This is a genomic window from Kitasatospora sp. Ki12 (genome assembly GCF_054601375.1).
The window spans coordinates 1,886,091-1,901,157 of sequence record NZ_BAAIHT010000003.1 but is presented as its reverse complement, the minus strand read 5'-3'; the positions used below and the strand labels follow the sequence as shown (position 1 = coordinate 1,901,157).

The following is a 15,067-nucleotide window of genomic DNA, read 5'->3' as shown; positions in this document are numbered from 1 at the left end:
AGACCCGGGGAGCGCGGCGCTCGATGGACGCCCGGCGTTCGGGTCGAGGCTACGCCGGGCGGTCGGGCCCGGCGAGCGGAGCCGCCGGGAGCCCGGCTCGTACGCGGGCGGTGCCTGGTTCCTGTGCCCTACCCCGGCGGCAGGCTGCCGAGGACGGCGGCGAGGTCGGTGCGCCGGGCGACCTCCAGCAGGGCGCGGGCCATCACCGAGCCCGGCTCCCGGGCGGCGATCACCAGGCCGATCGGCGCGCCGTGCACCGGCGCCACCAGCGGGACGGCCTGCATCCCGGGCGGCACGCCGAACACGTGCAGCCAGGCGTACGGCACGACGCTCGCCCACTGCCCGGTCCGCACGTGCGCGAAGAGCGAGGCCACCGAGTCCGTCTCGACCCGCGGCGTCGGCGCCAGGCCGAGGCCCGCGAACACCTCGTCCAGCACCCGCCGGCCCTGCATGCCCGCGTGCAGCAGGCACAGCGGCAGCCGGGAGGCCTCCTCCCAGGTGGCCTCGGGGTGGCGGGCCGGCCCGTCGGCCAGGCTGGTCAGCAGGACGTACCGCTCCTCGTACAGGGGGAGCGTACGCAGGCCGTCGGAGCCTGGTTCGGGCAGGTAGGTGATGCCCGCGTCGATCTCGAAGTTCCGTACCTGGCGCAGGAGTTCGTCGGAGCGCAGGTCGGTGGACAGTTCCACGGTGGCCAGCGGGTGGGCGGCGCACAGCGGGCCGGTGAGCAGGGAGACGGCGCCGGAGGCGGTCGGCACCGAGCCGATCCGCAGCCGTCCGCTCAGGCCGGTGCGCAGCGCGTCCACCTCGTCCCGCAGGGCGTCCCGGTCGGCCAGGATCCGCTGCGCCCACAGCACGATCCGCTCGCCCTCCGGGGTCAGGCCCTCGTAGGCGCGGCCGCGCCGGACCAGCAGTACCTTCAGCTCCTCCTCCAGCTTGCGGACGGCCTCGGAGAGCGCGGGCTGGGAGACGTGGCAGGCCTGCGCGGCCCGGGCGAAGTGGCGCTCCCGGGCGAGGGCGACGAGGTACTCGAGCTGGCGGAAGAGCATCTACTCGGCTCTCCGGGTGGTGTCGGCGGGCCCGGTGTCGGCGCGGTCCCTGTCGGCCCGGTCGGCGGGCTCGGTGTCGGCGCGCGCGGCGTCGACGGGCCCGGTGTCGATGCGGTCGGTGCGGGTGTAGACGTTCATCGACTCGCCGCGCAGGAAGCCGACCAGCGTCAGGCCGGTCTCCTCGGCGAGGTCCACGGCCAGCGAGGAGGGCGCGGAGACCGCCGCGAGCACCGGGATGCCCGCCATCACCGCCTTCTGGACCAGCTCGAAGGAGGCCCGGCCGCTGACCATCAGCACCGTGCCGCGGGCCGGCAGCAGTCCCTCGCGCAGGGCGTGTCCGATCACCTTGTCGACCGCGTTGTGCCGGCCGACGTCCTCACGAAGGCAGAGCAGCCGCCCGTCCGCGTCGAACAGTCCGGCCGCGTGCAGGCCGCCGGTGCTCTCGAAGACCTTCTGGGCGGCGCGCAGCCGGTCGGGCAGGGCGGAGAGCAGGGCGGGGGTGACCCGCAGCCCGTCCTCGGCGACGCTCCAGGGCGCGGTGGTGCGCACCGCGTCCAGGCTGGCCTTGCCGCACAGACCGCAGGAGGAGGTGGTGTAGAAGTTGCGCTCCAGCGAGGCGTCGGGGGCCGGCACCCCCGGGGCGAGCACCACGTCGACGACGTTGTAGGTGTTGCCGCCGTCGGCGGTGGCGCCCGCGCAGTAGCGGATCCCGGCCACCTGGTGAGCGGCGTGCAGGGCACCCTCGCTGACCAGGAAGCCGGCCGCCAGGTCGAAGTCGTTCCCGGGGGTGCGCATGGTCACCGTCAGCGGGCGCCCGCCGACCCGGATCTCCATCGGCTCCTCGGCGGCCAGGGTGTCGGGGCGGTACGAGGGCGTGCCCTGGCGCAGGCGCAGCACCCTGCGCGGTACGGTCACTCGGCCCATGGTCGTCGGCTCCTCGGATCGGTCGGTGCGAGCTGCATCGTGGACGGTGTCGGCGGTGGGGTCGCCCCCGTCGTTGCGGACTCCGTGGTGGACTCCACGGCGGACTCCACGGATGAATCCTCGCTCCTCCGGCCGCCGGGGTGCGCCACGTGGTCCGGTCCGGGCAGGTGGCGGCGGCTGTGCGCGGCCGTGACGGCCAGGCAGAGCAGGCCCACCGCGGCCATGCCGGTCAGCAGCGTCGGGTAGGAGGCGTGGCCGGCCGTTCCGGCGAGCAGCAGCGGGGTGAGGAAGCCGCTGGAGGTGGTGCTCTGGTAGAGCGAGGCGGAGCTGGGGCCGGGGCCGGGGACGGGGCCGGAGGTGGGACCGGAGCCGGGGCTGGGGCCTTTCGCGGGCGGGGTCAGCCGTTCCACCTCGTGCAGGCCCGCGCCGAGCGTCAGCCCGTACCCGGCGCCGAGGACGACGGCGGCCGCGACCACCAGGGCCACCGAGTCGCGGGAGGCGGCGAGGGCGCCGACCAGCAGTCCGGCGATCACGGTGGCCATCGCGGTGAGGGTGGCCCGGGCGCTGCCGTGGTCGTCCAGCCGGGCCGCGAAGGGCTGGGCGAGCACGCCGGTGCCGAGCGTCAGCGCCGCCACCAGGCCGCCGAACAGCGGGGCGTAGCCGGGCACGCGGTCGGCGACCAGCGGGGGCAGCACGACGTACGCCACGGTGGCGGAGCCGAGGACGGCGGGGCTGGCGGGCAGGACGACGTAGCGGAAACGGGGGTGCCGGACGGCCGAGCGGTGCGCGTCGCCCGGTTCGGGGCGGCGGCCCGGCGCGGTCCCCGGCGTGGTTCCCGGCGCGGTCCCCAGCGTGGTTCCCGGCGCGGTCTCCGGCAGGCGCCGGGTGGCACGCAGGACCAGCAGGCAGCACAGGGCGTGGGCGAGCGCGGGCAGCACCGTCGGGTCCGGCAGCCACTCGGCGAGCACCCCGGAGGCCAGCGCGCCCGCCGAGAAGCCGACCCCGGTGGCGTACATCGCCCGGCGGGCGGGGGCCGCGGTCGGTACGGACGGGCCGGACAGCTCCCGGAGCCAGGCCGTCCCGGCCAGGAAGACCAGCCCGGCGGCGAAGCCGGTGGCCAGCCGGGCGAGGTAGACGGCCGGCTCGTCCGTGGCGGCCAGGACGGCACTCGCGGCGGCGGACAGCACCAGCGCACCGCGCACCACCCGCCGACGGCCGTACCGGTCGGCGGCGGGACGGCCCAGCAGCAGCCCGGGGACCAGCCCGACCAGGTAGACCGAGAACATCGCGGCCAGCGACAGCGCCGACCAGTCGGTGCGCGCCCGGTAGACGGTGGCCAGGGCGGTGAACTGGTTCGCGCCCCAGGCGGCGACGGCCACGGCGGCCGCCGCCGGCAGCCAGCGCGGGAACCGGCGGGGGAACCGGCGGGTGGGCATCTGCTTGCTCTGTTCTCGCGGTTCTCGCGCTGTCCCTCAGCCGACCGGGGCCGGGGCCGAGGGCAGGGCAGATGAGGGTGCCGGCTCAAGGCGGATGAGCAAGGCGAGTTCGGCGGCGGAATGCTCGCGGAGGAATTCAGCGGTCACCCGGCGGGACGCGGCCTCGGCGTCGTTGCTGCTCATGCGCTGCTCTGCCCCATTCCCGGGTTCCTCGATTTCCTCCTTTTCCAGTGTGTCGGCCGCGATATCCCCGCGTCAAAGAGGTCATTCCTGTGACGTGATAGGCGGTGCTTATCGGGAGTTTTCACAATGCCCTGGACAGGCTTGACGGATAACTCCGGTCAAGGAATCGGGAATTCCGTACCGACCGAGGCCGGGGCCCGACTACTCCGGACCGCTCCCCACCGACAGCACGACCGCACTGGTCGCGCCGCCCGGCGTCTCGTAGTTCACCGTCTCCCCGGCGTGGCGCCCGAGCAGCGCCTTCCCGAGCGGGCTGTCGAAGGTCACCAGGGTCAGTTCCCGCTCCTCGGCGAGCTCCGAGATCTCGACGGTCTCCTCCACGCCGTCCGCGAACCGGACGGTGACGGTGGACCCCACCCCCACCACCTCCGTCGACGGCGCCCCGGCCACGGACGCCTCCCGCAGCCGCCCCTCCAGCTCGACGATCCGCCGGTCCAGCCGCGTCACCTCCGACGCGCGCTGCAACTCGTCCGCCGCATCCGCCCGGTCCCCCACCGGGTCCACCCCGCGCAGGGTCGCGGCCACCTCCTCGCGATCCGCCCGCAGCTGCGCCAACTCCTCCTGCACCGCACGCAGGCCCTCGGCACTGATCGGTTCCGGCCCACCGCTCATCACAAGCTCCCGGGTCTCTCACTCACACCCTCAAGCACCGGTCATCCCCATTACCCCACCCCGCCCGGTCCCCGGCAAATCCTCCGCCGGTACGCCCTGATTTCGGCGAACTGGTTCGAGTGAACACGGTCGTCCGGCACAATGACGCCCATGACCAGTGCCGACGACCTGAGTTCGAGCCTGCCGGTCGGCGGCCCGGGTCGAGCCGGCGAGCGGTACCGGCCGTTCGCGCACCTCGCCGCCGAGAACTGCGAGCTCTACCGGCAGGTGATGGGGGTCTTCGTCCGAGCCAAACAGGAGTTCACCGTCCACCTGCGCCCGGAGGACATCCACCTCGGCCTGGCATCGGAGGAGCGGCCCTCCCTGGAAGCTGTCGCCACCGCGCTGGAACGGCTCGCCAAGTGGGGGAATCTCCGCGCGGATCCGGACACCGGCCGGGTGACGGCACTGGAGGACTTCTACCGGTCCCGGTACATCTACCAGCTCACGCGGGCCGGAGAGGCCGCAGAGGAGGCGTTGGGCGCCTACGACGCGGCGCTCGGTCGGCGTGGCGAGCTGCAGGCGGTCGCACTCGCCGACATCGCCGTCCACCTGCGGGCACTGCTGGCCCTGGCAGACCGTGACGAGCCGGACCCGACGGCGTCGCACCTCACGCTGCTGGCCCTGGTGGACCGCTTCTCAGGGCTGGCCGAGAACGCCCGCGCGTTCATGAACTCGCTGCAGCGGACGATCGACCTGCACGAGGCCGACGTCGAGGTCTTCCTGGCCTACAAACAGCGATTGATCGACTACCTGGAGCGGTTCATCGAGGATCTGGTGACTCGCGGTGCCGAGATCGCGACGCTGCTGGGGGACCTCGGGACGGCGCAGCGGGGGCCGGTCGCGCCACTGCTGCGCCTCGCCCTCGAACGCGAGGCCGCGGATGCGGCGCCCGATGTGGCGGCCGAAGCCCTGGCCGCGGCGGAGCGCCGCTGGACCGGACGCTGGGACGGGCTGCGGGCCTGGTTCCTCAGCGTGCCCGGTCGAAGTTCCCAGGCCAAGCTGCTGCGTTCGGCCGCCCGCCAGGCGATTCCCCAACTGCTCAATGTGGTTCGAGCGTTGAACGAGCGTCGGGCAGGTCGCTCGGATCGCTCGGCGGACTTCCGTGAACTCGCCCGGTGGTTCGCGGAGGCGCCGGACGACGACAGCCGGCACCGGCTGTGGCGCTCGGCGTTCGGACTTCATTCAGCCAGGCACCTCACGATCGATCATGATGCTCTCACCGAGCGTGAGGCCGATCCGGTGCCCGCGTCCGCCTCCTGGCGCGATGCGCCGGGTGTGCGGATCAGTCCGCAGCTGCGTCGCACTGGCTCGTACGAGCGTCGTGGCCGCCGCGCAGCGGTGCAGGACCGCGGCGAGGCCAAGGCGTACCTGGCCGAGCTGGCCCGCAAGCAGGCCGAACAGACGGCGGCGGTCCGGGCCCGGCTGGTGACCAGCGGAGCGGTGCGGCTCAGCGACCTGGACGTGCTCGACCGTGAGGCGTTCCGGCTGTTCCTGCTGTTGCTCGGGGACGCCCTGTCGGCCTGGCGGCCGGGCACGGAGTCCGTCTCGACCACCACCAACGACGGGACGATGGAGATCAGGCTGACCAGGGTGCACGGCGGCGGGATCGCCGAGATCAGCACGCTCGACGGAGTGCTTTGGGGTCCGGAGCACCTGGTCGAAATCGTCGACCTGACCAGTCGGCCAGAGCCGGTAGGGGCCGACCATGAGTGACGACCGTCTGGGGGACGCCCTCGCCGCGCAGCGTGTGGCGGAGGCGCGGCGCGCCGCGCGGGCGCTGCTGAACCGCCCGCTGCTTCGCGCGGGCGGTTCCCATGCCGACGACTTCCGGCTGGTACGGCAACACGCGACGGAGCTGCGCGGGTGGTTCGAACGGAACACCGGGTGGGGGCTCCTGGTGGACAGCGAGGTGGCCCGGCTCCGCCGCATTCCGGGTCGATCCGACGACCCGACCCACCCAGCCAGGGACCAGCGCACCGGCCTGCCGTTCTCGCGGCGTCGCTACGTTCTGGTGTGCTTGTGCCTGGCGGTGCTGGAGCGGGCCGAGCAGCAGGTCGCGCTCGGGCGGCTGGCCGAGCAGGTCGTGCTGGCGGCCGCCGATCCGGCGCTCGACGCAGCCGGCGTCCAATTCACCCTGGTCGACCGGGAGCAGCGCACCGACCTGGTGGCCGTGGTCCGGCTGCTCCTGGAATGGGGTGTGCTCGCCAAGGTCGCGGGCGACGAGGAGGCCTTCCTGAAGTCGGCCGGGGACGCCTTGTACGACGTGGACCGCCGCGTGCTCGCCGTCCTGCTCGTCGCCCGACGCGGCCCGAGCACCGTTCGCGCACCCGGTTTCGACGAGCGGCTGGCCGAACTCAACGCAGAGGTGCTGCCGGACAGCGACGAGCTGCGGAACCGGGCGCTGCGACACAGCCTGACCCGCCGGTTGCTGGACGACCCCGTGGTGTACCTCGAGGGGCTGACCGGGAGTGAGAGCGCGTACCTCGCCTCGCAGCGCGGCGCGCTGACCCGGCGCATCGGCGAACTCACCGGTCTGGTACCGGAGGTGAGGGCGGAAGGCCTGGCGATGGTCGATCCCGATGACGATCTGACGGACCTGCGGATGCCGGAGTCGGGCACCGACGGCCACGTGGCGCTGCTGGTGGCGGAGTACCTCGCCGACCGGGGCGGCACGGTCCCGCTGACTGACCTGCACCAGCGGGTGGCGGACTGGGCGGTGGAGCACGTCGGCTTCTGGCGGCGCAGCGCGACAGTCCCCGGCGCCGAGGCCGAGTTGGCCGGACAAGCCGTGGAGCGGCTGGTCGCGCTCGGGCTGCTGGAACGCGTGGCGGGTCCGGACGGTGCCGCCGCGGTCCGGCCCAGACCCGCCCTGGACCGCTACCGGGTCGGCGAGGCAGTCCTGTTGGAGCCCGGTCAGAGCGCCCCACGGAAGAACGCGAAGACGACGGCCGGTCGTACGAAGGGCACGAGGAACCGATGAAAACCACCGTCGAAGCGCGGCTGCCGTTGCCTGGCCGCCCCCGCTGGCAGCCGCTCCGGCTCGGGCTGGTCGACCTCTTCTACTACGACCAGGAGGAGTTCCACTTCCGCGACGGGCGACTGCTCCTGCGCGGCAACAACGGCACCGGCAAGTCCAAGGTGCTCGCCCTGACCCTGCCCTTCCTGCTGGACGGAGACCTCTCCTCACACCGGGTCGAGCCGGACGCCGACCCGAAGAAGCGGATGGAGTGGAACCTGCTGCTGGGCGGCGAGCATCCGCACTCGGAGCGGCTTGGCTACACCTGGATCGAGTTCGGTCGCCTGGACCAGGACGGGACCGCGCACTACGCCACGCTCGGCTGTGGCCTGAAGGCGGTCAGCGGCCGGGGTATCGCCCGCCACTGGTACTTCGTGACCGACCAGCGGATCGGCCCGGAGCTACGGTTGGTGGACTCCACCGGTGTCGCTGTCGGCCGGGATCGGCTGGCCGAGGCACTGGGCGGACGGGGCCTGATGTACGACTCGGCGCGGGCCTACCGGCGCGCGGTGGACGAAGCCCTGTTCGGCCTGGGCGAGCAGCGGTACGCGGCCCTGGTCGATCTGCTGGTCCAGCTGCGTCAGCCCCAGCTGTCCAAGCGGCCCAGTGAGAAGGCGCTTTCCCAGGCCCTGACCGAGTCGCTGCCGCCGATGGACCAGGCCGTGGTCGCCGACGTCGCGGAGGCGTTCCGCTCGCTGGACGAGGAGAAGGAACAACTCGCAGTCATGGCAGCCGCTGAGCGTGCCGCGGGAGCCTTCCTCCAGCACTACCGCCGCTATGCCCGGGTCGCTGCCCGCCGGAAGGCCCGTGCCCCCCGTGCCCAGCACTCCCGGTACGAGGCTCTGCGCGCCGAACTCAACACCGCTGAACAGGACTTCGAGGTGGCGGGTACCGCGCTCGCCGAAGCCGAGACGCGGCTGGAGGAACTGGACCGGCTGCGATCCGGGCTCCGGGCCAGGGACGAAGCCCTGCGGGCAGGCCCGGAGATGCGCAGCGCCCGCGAGCTGGACCAAGCCGCCGCCTCGGCCGAGCGCACGGCGAAGGACGCCGGCCGCACGGAAGTGGACCGACTCCGGGCCGAGGGCGAACTGGCACGGTTCGCGGCCAAGCTGGGTGCGGCGCGATCACGGGCCGCGGCCGCGGAGCGATCACGGGACGGCGCGCTGGACCGTTCGGGTGCCGCGGCGACGGCGGCCGGGCTGGGGAGGGAGCACACCGACCGGGTCGCACTCCCGTTGGCGGAGGGTGAGGCGCCCGAAGCCGTGCAGCGTCCCGCTGCCGATCTCACCGATCGCCGCCAGCGCTCGATCACCCTGGTCGAGGAGCACCTCGCGACCGCGCAGGAAGCGGTTCGGGAGTCGGACCGGGCCCGCCGTCGCCTGGAGGACGCGGACGGAGACCTGGCCCACCGAGCCGAGCTGCGGGCCGAGGCCGAGGAGACCACAGTGCATGCGGGCCGGGACTATGTCGCCGCCGTTCGCTCGCACTTCCGCGCATGCACTCTGCTTCGCCTCGCCGGCATCGAAGGTGTACTCGATGAACTCGGCCAATGGAGCGGGACATTGGCCGGCGCCGATCCCTCACGGGTGGCCGCGCAGCAGGTCGCCTCCTCGGTCGGGGCCGACCTGGCCCGCCGTCGGGCCGTCCTGGAGGCCGAGCAGCGGGACGTGGGTGAGCATCGCGACCGGCTGCGGACCGAACTGGCCGAGCTGCGCGCGGGCGGCCGGCGTGGGCCGCGGGCGCCGTACACCCGCTCGCCCGAGGCCAGGGAAGGCCGCCCTGGCGCACCGCTGTGGCATCTGGTCGATTTCACGGAAGGTCTGACGCCGCAGCAGACAGCCGGCCTGGAAGCCGCCTTGGAGGCGTCAGGCCTGCTGGACGCCTGGGTTGCGCCGGACGAGACGGTGACGGCCACTGGCATCTGGGACACCCGGGCGACCGTCGGTGTGCCGGTCGACGGTCCTTCGCTGGCTGTGGTGCTGCGTCCCGCGGTGGACCGCGCCGACCCGGCTGCGGCCGCACTGTCCGACGAGCTGGTCTCCCGGCTGCTCGCAGGCATCGGACTGTTGCCCCCGGGTGCGGAAATGCCCGGATACGGCAGCTGGATCGGTCCGGACGGGCGCTTCCGTCTCGGCTCGCTGACCGGGGCCTGGTCCAAGCCTGCCGCCGAGTACCTCGGTGAGGGCGCCCGGGAACAGGCCAGGCGGGCCCGGATGGGGGTCATCGATGACGAACTGGCGCGTATCGCGGAACAGTTGGAGGAGATTTCGGCCCGATCGGAGCAGCTGGAGGCGGACCTGCGCACCTTGGCGGCCGAACAGGCCGCCCTTCCGGACGACGCCGCCCTGCGCAGTGCTCACGCCATCGCGGTGGCGGCGCACCGCGAACATGCCCGGGCCGTCGAACACCGCCATGAGGCCGAGCGGGTGGCCGCCGCGGCTGCGAGCCTCGCCGTGCAGTCCACGGCCGAACTGCACAGCCTGGCCGAGGAACTCGGCCTTCCGGTCACAGGCGTCGGCCTCCGGGAGGCTCGGGACGATCTCGGTTCCTACCGTGAGACCCTGGCCGCCCTGTGGCCCGCGGTACGGGAGACCCGCGCCGCCCACACCGCACTGGCGAGCGAGGCGGCCGATCACGGCCGCGCCGCCGAACACGCCGCCGATCTGGCCGAACGCGCGCGCGACGCGGCGCGTGAGGCCGTCACGGCAGGAGAACGCCACGAGACGCTCGCCGCCACTGTCGGCGCCGCCGTTGCCGAGCTGCAACACCGACTCGCCGAAGTGAAGGCCGCACTGCGGGACTGCGAGCAGGATGAGCGAGACACCCGCCGGGCGCAGAACGACGCGACCGGCCGGCGCGCCGCCGCGGATGCCCTGCGCGACCGGGTCCGTACCGAGATCGAGGACACCGCCCGCACCCGCGCCGAGGCGATCGACGCGCTGCGCCGCTTCGCCGCCACCGGCCTGCTCGCCGTCGCCCTGCCCGACCTGGCCGCCGAGCACGCCGCCGACTCCTGGGCTCCCGAACCCGCCGTCCGCCTGGCCCGGGCCGTCGAGCGTGAGCTGGAGTCCGTCGACGACGCCGATCCGGCCTGGGAACGTGTCCAGCGCCGGATCACCGAGGAGCTCAAGGACCTCTCCGACGCCCTCGCTCGCCACGGCCACACCGCGGCGGCTCGGATGCTGGAGGAAGGCCTGGTCGTCGACATCGTCTTCCAAGGGCGTGAACGCTCGGTCCCCGAGCTGTCCGCCGCCTTGACCGCCGAGGTCGCCGACCGGCAGCAGCTGCTCTCCGCCCGGGAACAGGAGATCCTGGAGAACCATCTGATCACCGAGGTCGCCGGGACCCTCCAGGAACTGGTCACCGCCGCCGAGGAACAGGTCCTGCGAATGAACGGGGAGCTCACGGACCGCCCGACCAGCACCGGCATGCTGCTGCGGCTCGTCTGGCGGCTCGCCCGCAACGCTCCCGGCGGGCTGGCAGCCGCCCGCGAACGCCTCCTGCGTCAGTCTTCGGACGCCTGGACGGCCGCCGACCGGGCTGCGCTCGGCGAGTTCCTCCAGGCTCAGATCGAGCGTGCTCGCACCGACAACCCGTCCGGAACCTGGCTGGAGCATCTCACCACGGCCCTGGACTACCGGTCGTGGCATGAGTTCGGAATCGAACGCCACCAACACGGCAAATGGCAGTCCGCCACCGGTCCGGCCTCCGGCGGCGAACGGGTGCTCTCCGTCTCACTCCCGCTGTTCGCGGCGGCCTCGTCGCACTACGCCTCGGCCGGGAACCCGCACGCGCCGCGTCTGGTCACGTTGGATGAGGCGTTCGCGGGCGTGGACGACGACTCCCGTGCCAAGTCGCTCGGTCTGCTCGCTGCCTTCGATCTGGATGTGGTGATGACCTCCGAACGTGAATGGGGCTGTTACCCGCAGGTGCCCGGCCTGGCCATCGCCCAGTTGTCCCGGGTCGACGAGATCGCCGCGGTCCTGGTCACCCGCTGGGAGTGGGACGGACGTCGGCGGACGCGCGTGGCCGACGGGGAGGTGCCGGGTCCACGGCAGGAGAGCGTGTTCTCGTGACCACGGACGTTCCGCGACTTCAGCGCCTGCTCGGCTCACCCGAACTCACCTGGCTGCTCGACCGAACGCGTCGGCGGATGGAGGAGGGCCGGCCACTTGACGGTACGGTCACCCTCACCGGTGCCGCCGATGCCGAACGAGCTGCCGTCGCCCGACTCCTGGGCCGGGCACCCCGACCGGGTCGGTCACTGTCCGTGTCGCTGGCGGCCGTGGATCAGGTGCTGCGCGCCAGCGGCGCCAGCCCGGATGGTCTGGCCGCCGCGGTCGTCGCGCTCACCGGACCCGTCGTTCCCCGGCAGCAGACCGCCGACCGGCTGGCCCTGGCTTGGGACAGCGCCTTCGCCGCACTGGCCTCCGTGGTGGCCGCCCGGTCCGAACTCGCGGACTGGTACTCCTCACTTCACGCCACCGGTCTCGTCCGGCGCCTGGCCGCCGGCCCCGAGGAGGCGACGTCACTGCTCGACGGCCTCGCCCGTTTGCTGCCGTACCTGCCCGCCTCGCCGCCGCGCTCGCTCAGCACCTTCGCGGCCGAACACCTCGGCAGCGCTCACGCCCTGGACCACGGGCCGCTCGCGACCCTCACGCTGGACGCCATCCGGGCCCTGACCGGCACCACGTACGGCGACGGAGCCCAAGCCCGGCGCGATGCCTGGGCGGCAGCGGGGATCCTGCTCGACGAGATCTCCTCGCAGGTCCTCGCCCTCAACCTGCCGGGCGACCCGGACACCGCCACCGGGCAAGCCCTCAACGCCCTCGGGGCGGTCGGGCAGCCGATGGTGCTGACCCTTCGCCAGCTCCTTCGCGATGCCCCCCGTCCACCACGGGGCGGCGAGGTGTACGTGTGCGAGAACCCCACCGTCGTCCTGGCTGCCGCCGACCGCCTCGGCCCTGACGGCGCCCCGCTGGTCTGTCTCCAGGGGCAGCCCAGCACGGCCGCGCTGCGCCTCCTGAAGCTCTACGCCGATGCCGGCTGGAACCTGCACTACCACGGCGACTTCGACTGGGGCGGCATCCGGATCGCGACCCGCCTGCTCGCCCACCTCCCGTGGACCCCGTGGCGGTACGCGACCGCCGACTACCGCGCGGCCATCGCCGCCAACCCGGCTACCGCGGTCCTCACCGGAACCCCGACCGAAGCGCCCTGGGACCCGGACCTGTCCTCGGCACTCCTGGCCTCGGGCCGGCGCATCGAGGAGGAGTTGGTCCTGGATGATCTGATCGCGGACCTGGCCGGAGACTCCGTCACGACGTGAGGAGCCGGGCCGGCCGAGGCAGCGCCGCCTGAGCGGGGAAGACCGGTTCGAGGAAGACACTGGGCGTGCCGTGCCAGGAGACCGAGAGCGCCTCCCGCGCCCGGGTGCACGCCACGAAGAGCAGGCTCAGCTCGCCGTTCAGGTCCTCCCGGTGCTGCTGCGGGTCCGCGTCCTCCGGGGTGAGCGCGCTGCGCAACGGTACGAGCCCCTCGCTCACGCCGGCCACGGCGACGCAGCGGAACTCCAGCCCCTTCATCCGGTGCATCGTCCCGATCCGCACGCCGGGGGAGGGCGCGTCGCCGAGCAGGACGGCGGGCGTTCCGGCCCGCTCCAGGGCCTCGGCGATGTCGCGGCCGAGCTGGACGGTCCGGGTGGCCACGCCGATGTCCTCCGGGCTCACGCCGGAGGCGGTCCACTCCGCGACGCGGGCGACGAGCGCCCGGATCTCCTCGGGCTTGTCGGCGTGACCGTGGGTCTCGGGGTGTGCGCCGTGCAGGGTCGAGTGGTAGCCCACCAGGGAGTCCTCCCCGCCGTCCATGTCGTCCGGGCGTTCGCCGGTGAGCAGGGACGCGGACCAGCTGAGGATCTCGTGGGTGGTCCGGTAGCTGATCCGCAGCCGGGAGGACCGCCCGACCACCTGGATCCCGAGCGCGCGCAGCGAGACCTTGTTGTTCCCGTAGATCCGCTGGTGCGGGTCGCCGGAGAGGAACAGGTCGTCCGGCCCGGGCGGGACGAGGGCGCGCAGGAACCGCCACTGCGCGGGGTGCAGGTCCTGCGCCTCGTCGACCACGACGTGCCGGAACGGGCGGTCCGGCTGTCCGTCGAGCGCCCGCGCGGCCTGCGCGCAGACCTGGAGGAAGGTCCACTCCCCGGCCTGCCGCAGCTCCTCCTCGAACGCGGCCACCGCGCGCCACAGTTGGGCCTTCTTCAGCGGACCGAGGGAGGTGCCCCGGCCGGACCGGGGCGCCTTCAGGTACTGCTCCGCACTCTCGACCGCCTGGGCCAGGACGACCTGCCGCCACTCCTGGTCCAGGAAGACGTCGGTGAAGTCGAGCCCGAGCCGGCGGGCGATCCGCCCCCAGCGGGCGAGGAGCGCGCGCTGGTTGAGGACGATCTTCAGCGGAGCGCCGCCGCGGGAACGCCGGAGGACCTCGTTGGCGAGCGCGTCCACGGTGACCACCCGGACCTTCGCCCTGATCCGCTCGTCCGTGACGAGCAGCGCGAGGCAGCGCTCCAGCTCCGCGGCGAGGTCCTTGGTGTAGGTGGTGAGCAGCACCGACCCGTCGGGGGCGTCCGGCGGCAGCCGGCGCGCGAGGTGGTACGTCCGGTGCAGGGCCACCACCGTCTTGCCGGTCCCCGGGCCGCCGCTGACCCGGGCGGGCCCGTTGAACGAGTCCCGGTAGGCGATCCGGTACTGGGCCGGGTGCAGGAAGATCCGCCACGCGTCGAACGGGCGCTCCAGGATCTCCAGCAACTCCTCGGGGCAGGACACCAGGGCGACCCGGCCGCGCGCGTGGGCCATCGCCGAGACCAGCCCGTCCCCGGACCGCGCAGCGCCCACCGGCGCCGCCGCCCGCGCGTACGCCTGGACGATCTCACGGTCGATGTCGGCCGGCTCCATGCCGCTGGCCAGGCCGATCAGCACGTCGAACTGCTGCTCCGGCAGGACCCGGTGGAGCGCCTCCAGGTGGGCCTCGTCGGGCAGCAGCCGGATGATCGGCAGGATCTCCTCGTCGACCCCCAGGCTGCGCAGGACCTTGTCGGACCGGTCGGCGAACAGCCGCCGGGGCTCGTCGGAGGCCCGGGTCCGCAGCGACTCGGTGGCCCGCTCCAGCGCGACGTCGTTGCGGATCTCCACACCCTGGGTGGCGGCGTTGACCGAGGCCCGGTGCTTGCAGGCCCAGTCGTTGGCCTTGTCGTGCGGGAGCACCTTCAGCAGCAGGTAGCCGTCGCCCTGATCGGCCTTGAGGACGACACCGCGCCAGAAGTCGGTGATCCGGATGGTCCGGATCCGGGGGTCCCGCTGGTGGGTGATCTTCTCCAGATGCGCGCCGGTGTGCGTCGCCCCGGTGAACTTCTCGAAGGTCTCGAAGACCCTCCGCTGCACCGACTTCTCCAAACCCGCGAACTCCATCAGGAAGTCCCGGTGCATGCCCAGCGTCGCCACGCGGCCCCCTCGTGCTTCTGTCCGTTCGGGCGTTCGATCACTGTATCCGCCCGGACGATCACCCGGCGCGCACGGTCGGCGAGCACCCGGGGCGCGAAGGACGGGTGCAGCTCCGGCTTCGCTTCCGCCAGTTCGACCCCCGCGATCTCGTTCGGCCACCGCGGCCGGTCCCGCCCGCCTCGGTCTCGTCGAACGGGCGATGGGGCCGGATAGGACCGGGGCGGGCCGGATTGGACCGGATCGGGCCCGGGT

At 73.2% G+C, this 15,067-nt stretch carries 10 protein-coding genes; 4 read left to right on the top strand and 6 right to left on the bottom strand.

Translation table 11 applies throughout. The annotated features are described in order from the left end of the window. Positions 1-128: 128 nt before the first annotated feature. From ACYP53_RS38920 to ACYP53_RS38900, 5 genes are all read right to left on the bottom strand, one after another. A complete protein-coding gene (locus tag ACYP53_RS38920) occupies positions 129-1,046 on the bottom strand; it encodes a LysR family transcriptional regulator (RefSeq protein ID WP_459650868.1) in 918 nt (305 codons plus the stop codon). Next, complete coding sequence (gene fdhD, locus ACYP53_RS38915; protein ID WP_189914035.1) at positions 1,047-1,970, bottom strand: formate dehydrogenase accessory sulfurtransferase FdhD; 924 nt, start codon at positions 1,968-1,970, stop codon at positions 1,047-1,049. Continuing rightward, entirely contained in the window at positions 1,958-3,406 is a 1,449-nt protein-coding gene (locus ACYP53_RS38910; RefSeq protein WP_459650867.1) for an MFS transporter, read from the bottom strand. The genes fdhD and ACYP53_RS38910 overlap by 13 nt, the downstream gene beginning before the upstream one ends. 36 nt (positions 3,407-3,442) lie before the next feature. After that, the gene (locus tag ACYP53_RS38905) at positions 3,443-3,589 is read right to left on the bottom strand and encodes a hypothetical protein (RefSeq protein ID WP_189914033.1); all 147 of its coding nucleotides are present in this window, start codon (positions 3,587-3,589) and stop codon (positions 3,443-3,445) included. 201 nt (positions 3,590-3,790) lie between these two features. Further along, the gene (locus ACYP53_RS38900) at positions 3,791-4,261 is read right to left on the bottom strand and encodes a GreA/GreB family elongation factor (protein WP_459650866.1); all 471 of its coding nucleotides are present in this window, start codon (positions 4,259-4,261) and stop codon (positions 3,791-3,793) included. A gap of 150 nt (positions 4,262-4,411) precedes the next feature. On the opposite strand from ACYP53_RS38900, the gene ACYP53_RS38895 reads away from it, so the two are divergent. From ACYP53_RS38895 to ACYP53_RS38880, 4 genes are read left to right on the top strand one after another with little or no spacing between them, the layout of a single operon-like run. Beyond that, positions 4,412-6,016 carry a TIGR02677 family protein gene (locus ACYP53_RS38895; protein WP_459650865.1) on the top strand — a complete coding sequence of 535 codons (1,605 nt, stop codon included), beginning with the start codon at positions 4,412-4,414 and terminating at the stop codon, positions 6,014-6,016. Beyond that, on the top strand, positions 6,009-7,283 hold the full coding sequence (locus ACYP53_RS38890) for a TIGR02678 family protein (protein WP_459650864.1): 1,275 nt from the start codon (positions 6,009-6,011) through the stop codon (positions 7,281-7,283). Before ACYP53_RS38895 ends, ACYP53_RS38890 begins: the two co-directional genes overlap by 8 nt. Continuing rightward, positions 7,280-11,395: a TIGR02680 family protein gene (locus ACYP53_RS38885; protein WP_459650863.1), complete on the top strand. Its 4,116-nt coding sequence runs from the start codon at positions 7,280-7,282 to the stop codon at positions 11,393-11,395. Before ACYP53_RS38890 ends, ACYP53_RS38885 begins: the two co-directional genes overlap by 4 nt. After that, complete coding sequence (locus ACYP53_RS38880) at positions 11,392-12,648, top strand: TIGR02679 family protein (RefSeq protein ID WP_459650862.1); 1,257 nt, start codon at positions 11,392-11,394, stop codon at positions 12,646-12,648. Before ACYP53_RS38885 ends, ACYP53_RS38880 begins: the two co-directional genes overlap by 4 nt. Here the strand turns inward: ACYP53_RS38880 and ACYP53_RS38875 are convergent. Continuing rightward, positions 12,638-14,815 carry a UvrD-helicase domain-containing protein gene (locus tag ACYP53_RS38875; RefSeq protein ID WP_459650861.1) on the bottom strand — a complete coding sequence of 726 codons (2,178 nt, stop codon included), beginning with the start codon at positions 14,813-14,815 and terminating at the stop codon, positions 12,638-12,640. The genes ACYP53_RS38880 and ACYP53_RS38875 overlap by 11 nt on opposite strands. Positions 14,816-15,067 lie beyond the last annotated feature (252 nt).

Excerpts from the sequence above, each read along its gene's own strand:
- ACYP53_RS38895 (WP_459650865.1), top strand. The coding sequence starts at position 4,412 with ATGACCAGTGCCGACGACCTGAGTTCGAGCCTGCCGGTCGGCGGCCCG.
- fdhD (WP_189914035.1), bottom strand. The coding sequence starts at position 1,970 with ATGGGCCGAGTGACCGTACCGCGCAGGGTGCTGCGCCTGCGCCAGGGC.
- ACYP53_RS38910 (WP_459650867.1), bottom strand. The coding sequence starts at position 3,406 with ATGCCCACCCGCCGGTTCCCCCGCCGGTTCCCGCGCTGGCTGCCGGCG.
- ACYP53_RS38920 (WP_459650868.1), bottom strand. The coding sequence starts at position 1,046 with ATGCTCTTCCGCCAGCTCGAGTACCTCGTCGCCCTCGCCCGGGAGCGC.
- ACYP53_RS38900 (WP_459650866.1), bottom strand. The coding sequence starts at position 4,261 with ATGAGCGGTGGGCCGGAACCGATCAGTGCCGAGGGCCTGCGTGCGGTG.
- ACYP53_RS38905 (WP_189914033.1), bottom strand. The coding sequence starts at position 3,589 with ATGAGCAGCAACGACGCCGAGGCCGCGTCCCGCCGGGTGACCGCTGAA.
- ACYP53_RS38890 (WP_459650864.1), top strand. The coding sequence starts at position 6,009 with ATGAGTGACGACCGTCTGGGGGACGCCCTCGCCGCGCAGCGTGTGGCG.
- ACYP53_RS38885 (WP_459650863.1), top strand. The coding sequence starts at position 7,280 with ATGAAAACCACCGTCGAAGCGCGGCTGCCGTTGCCTGGCCGCCCCCGC.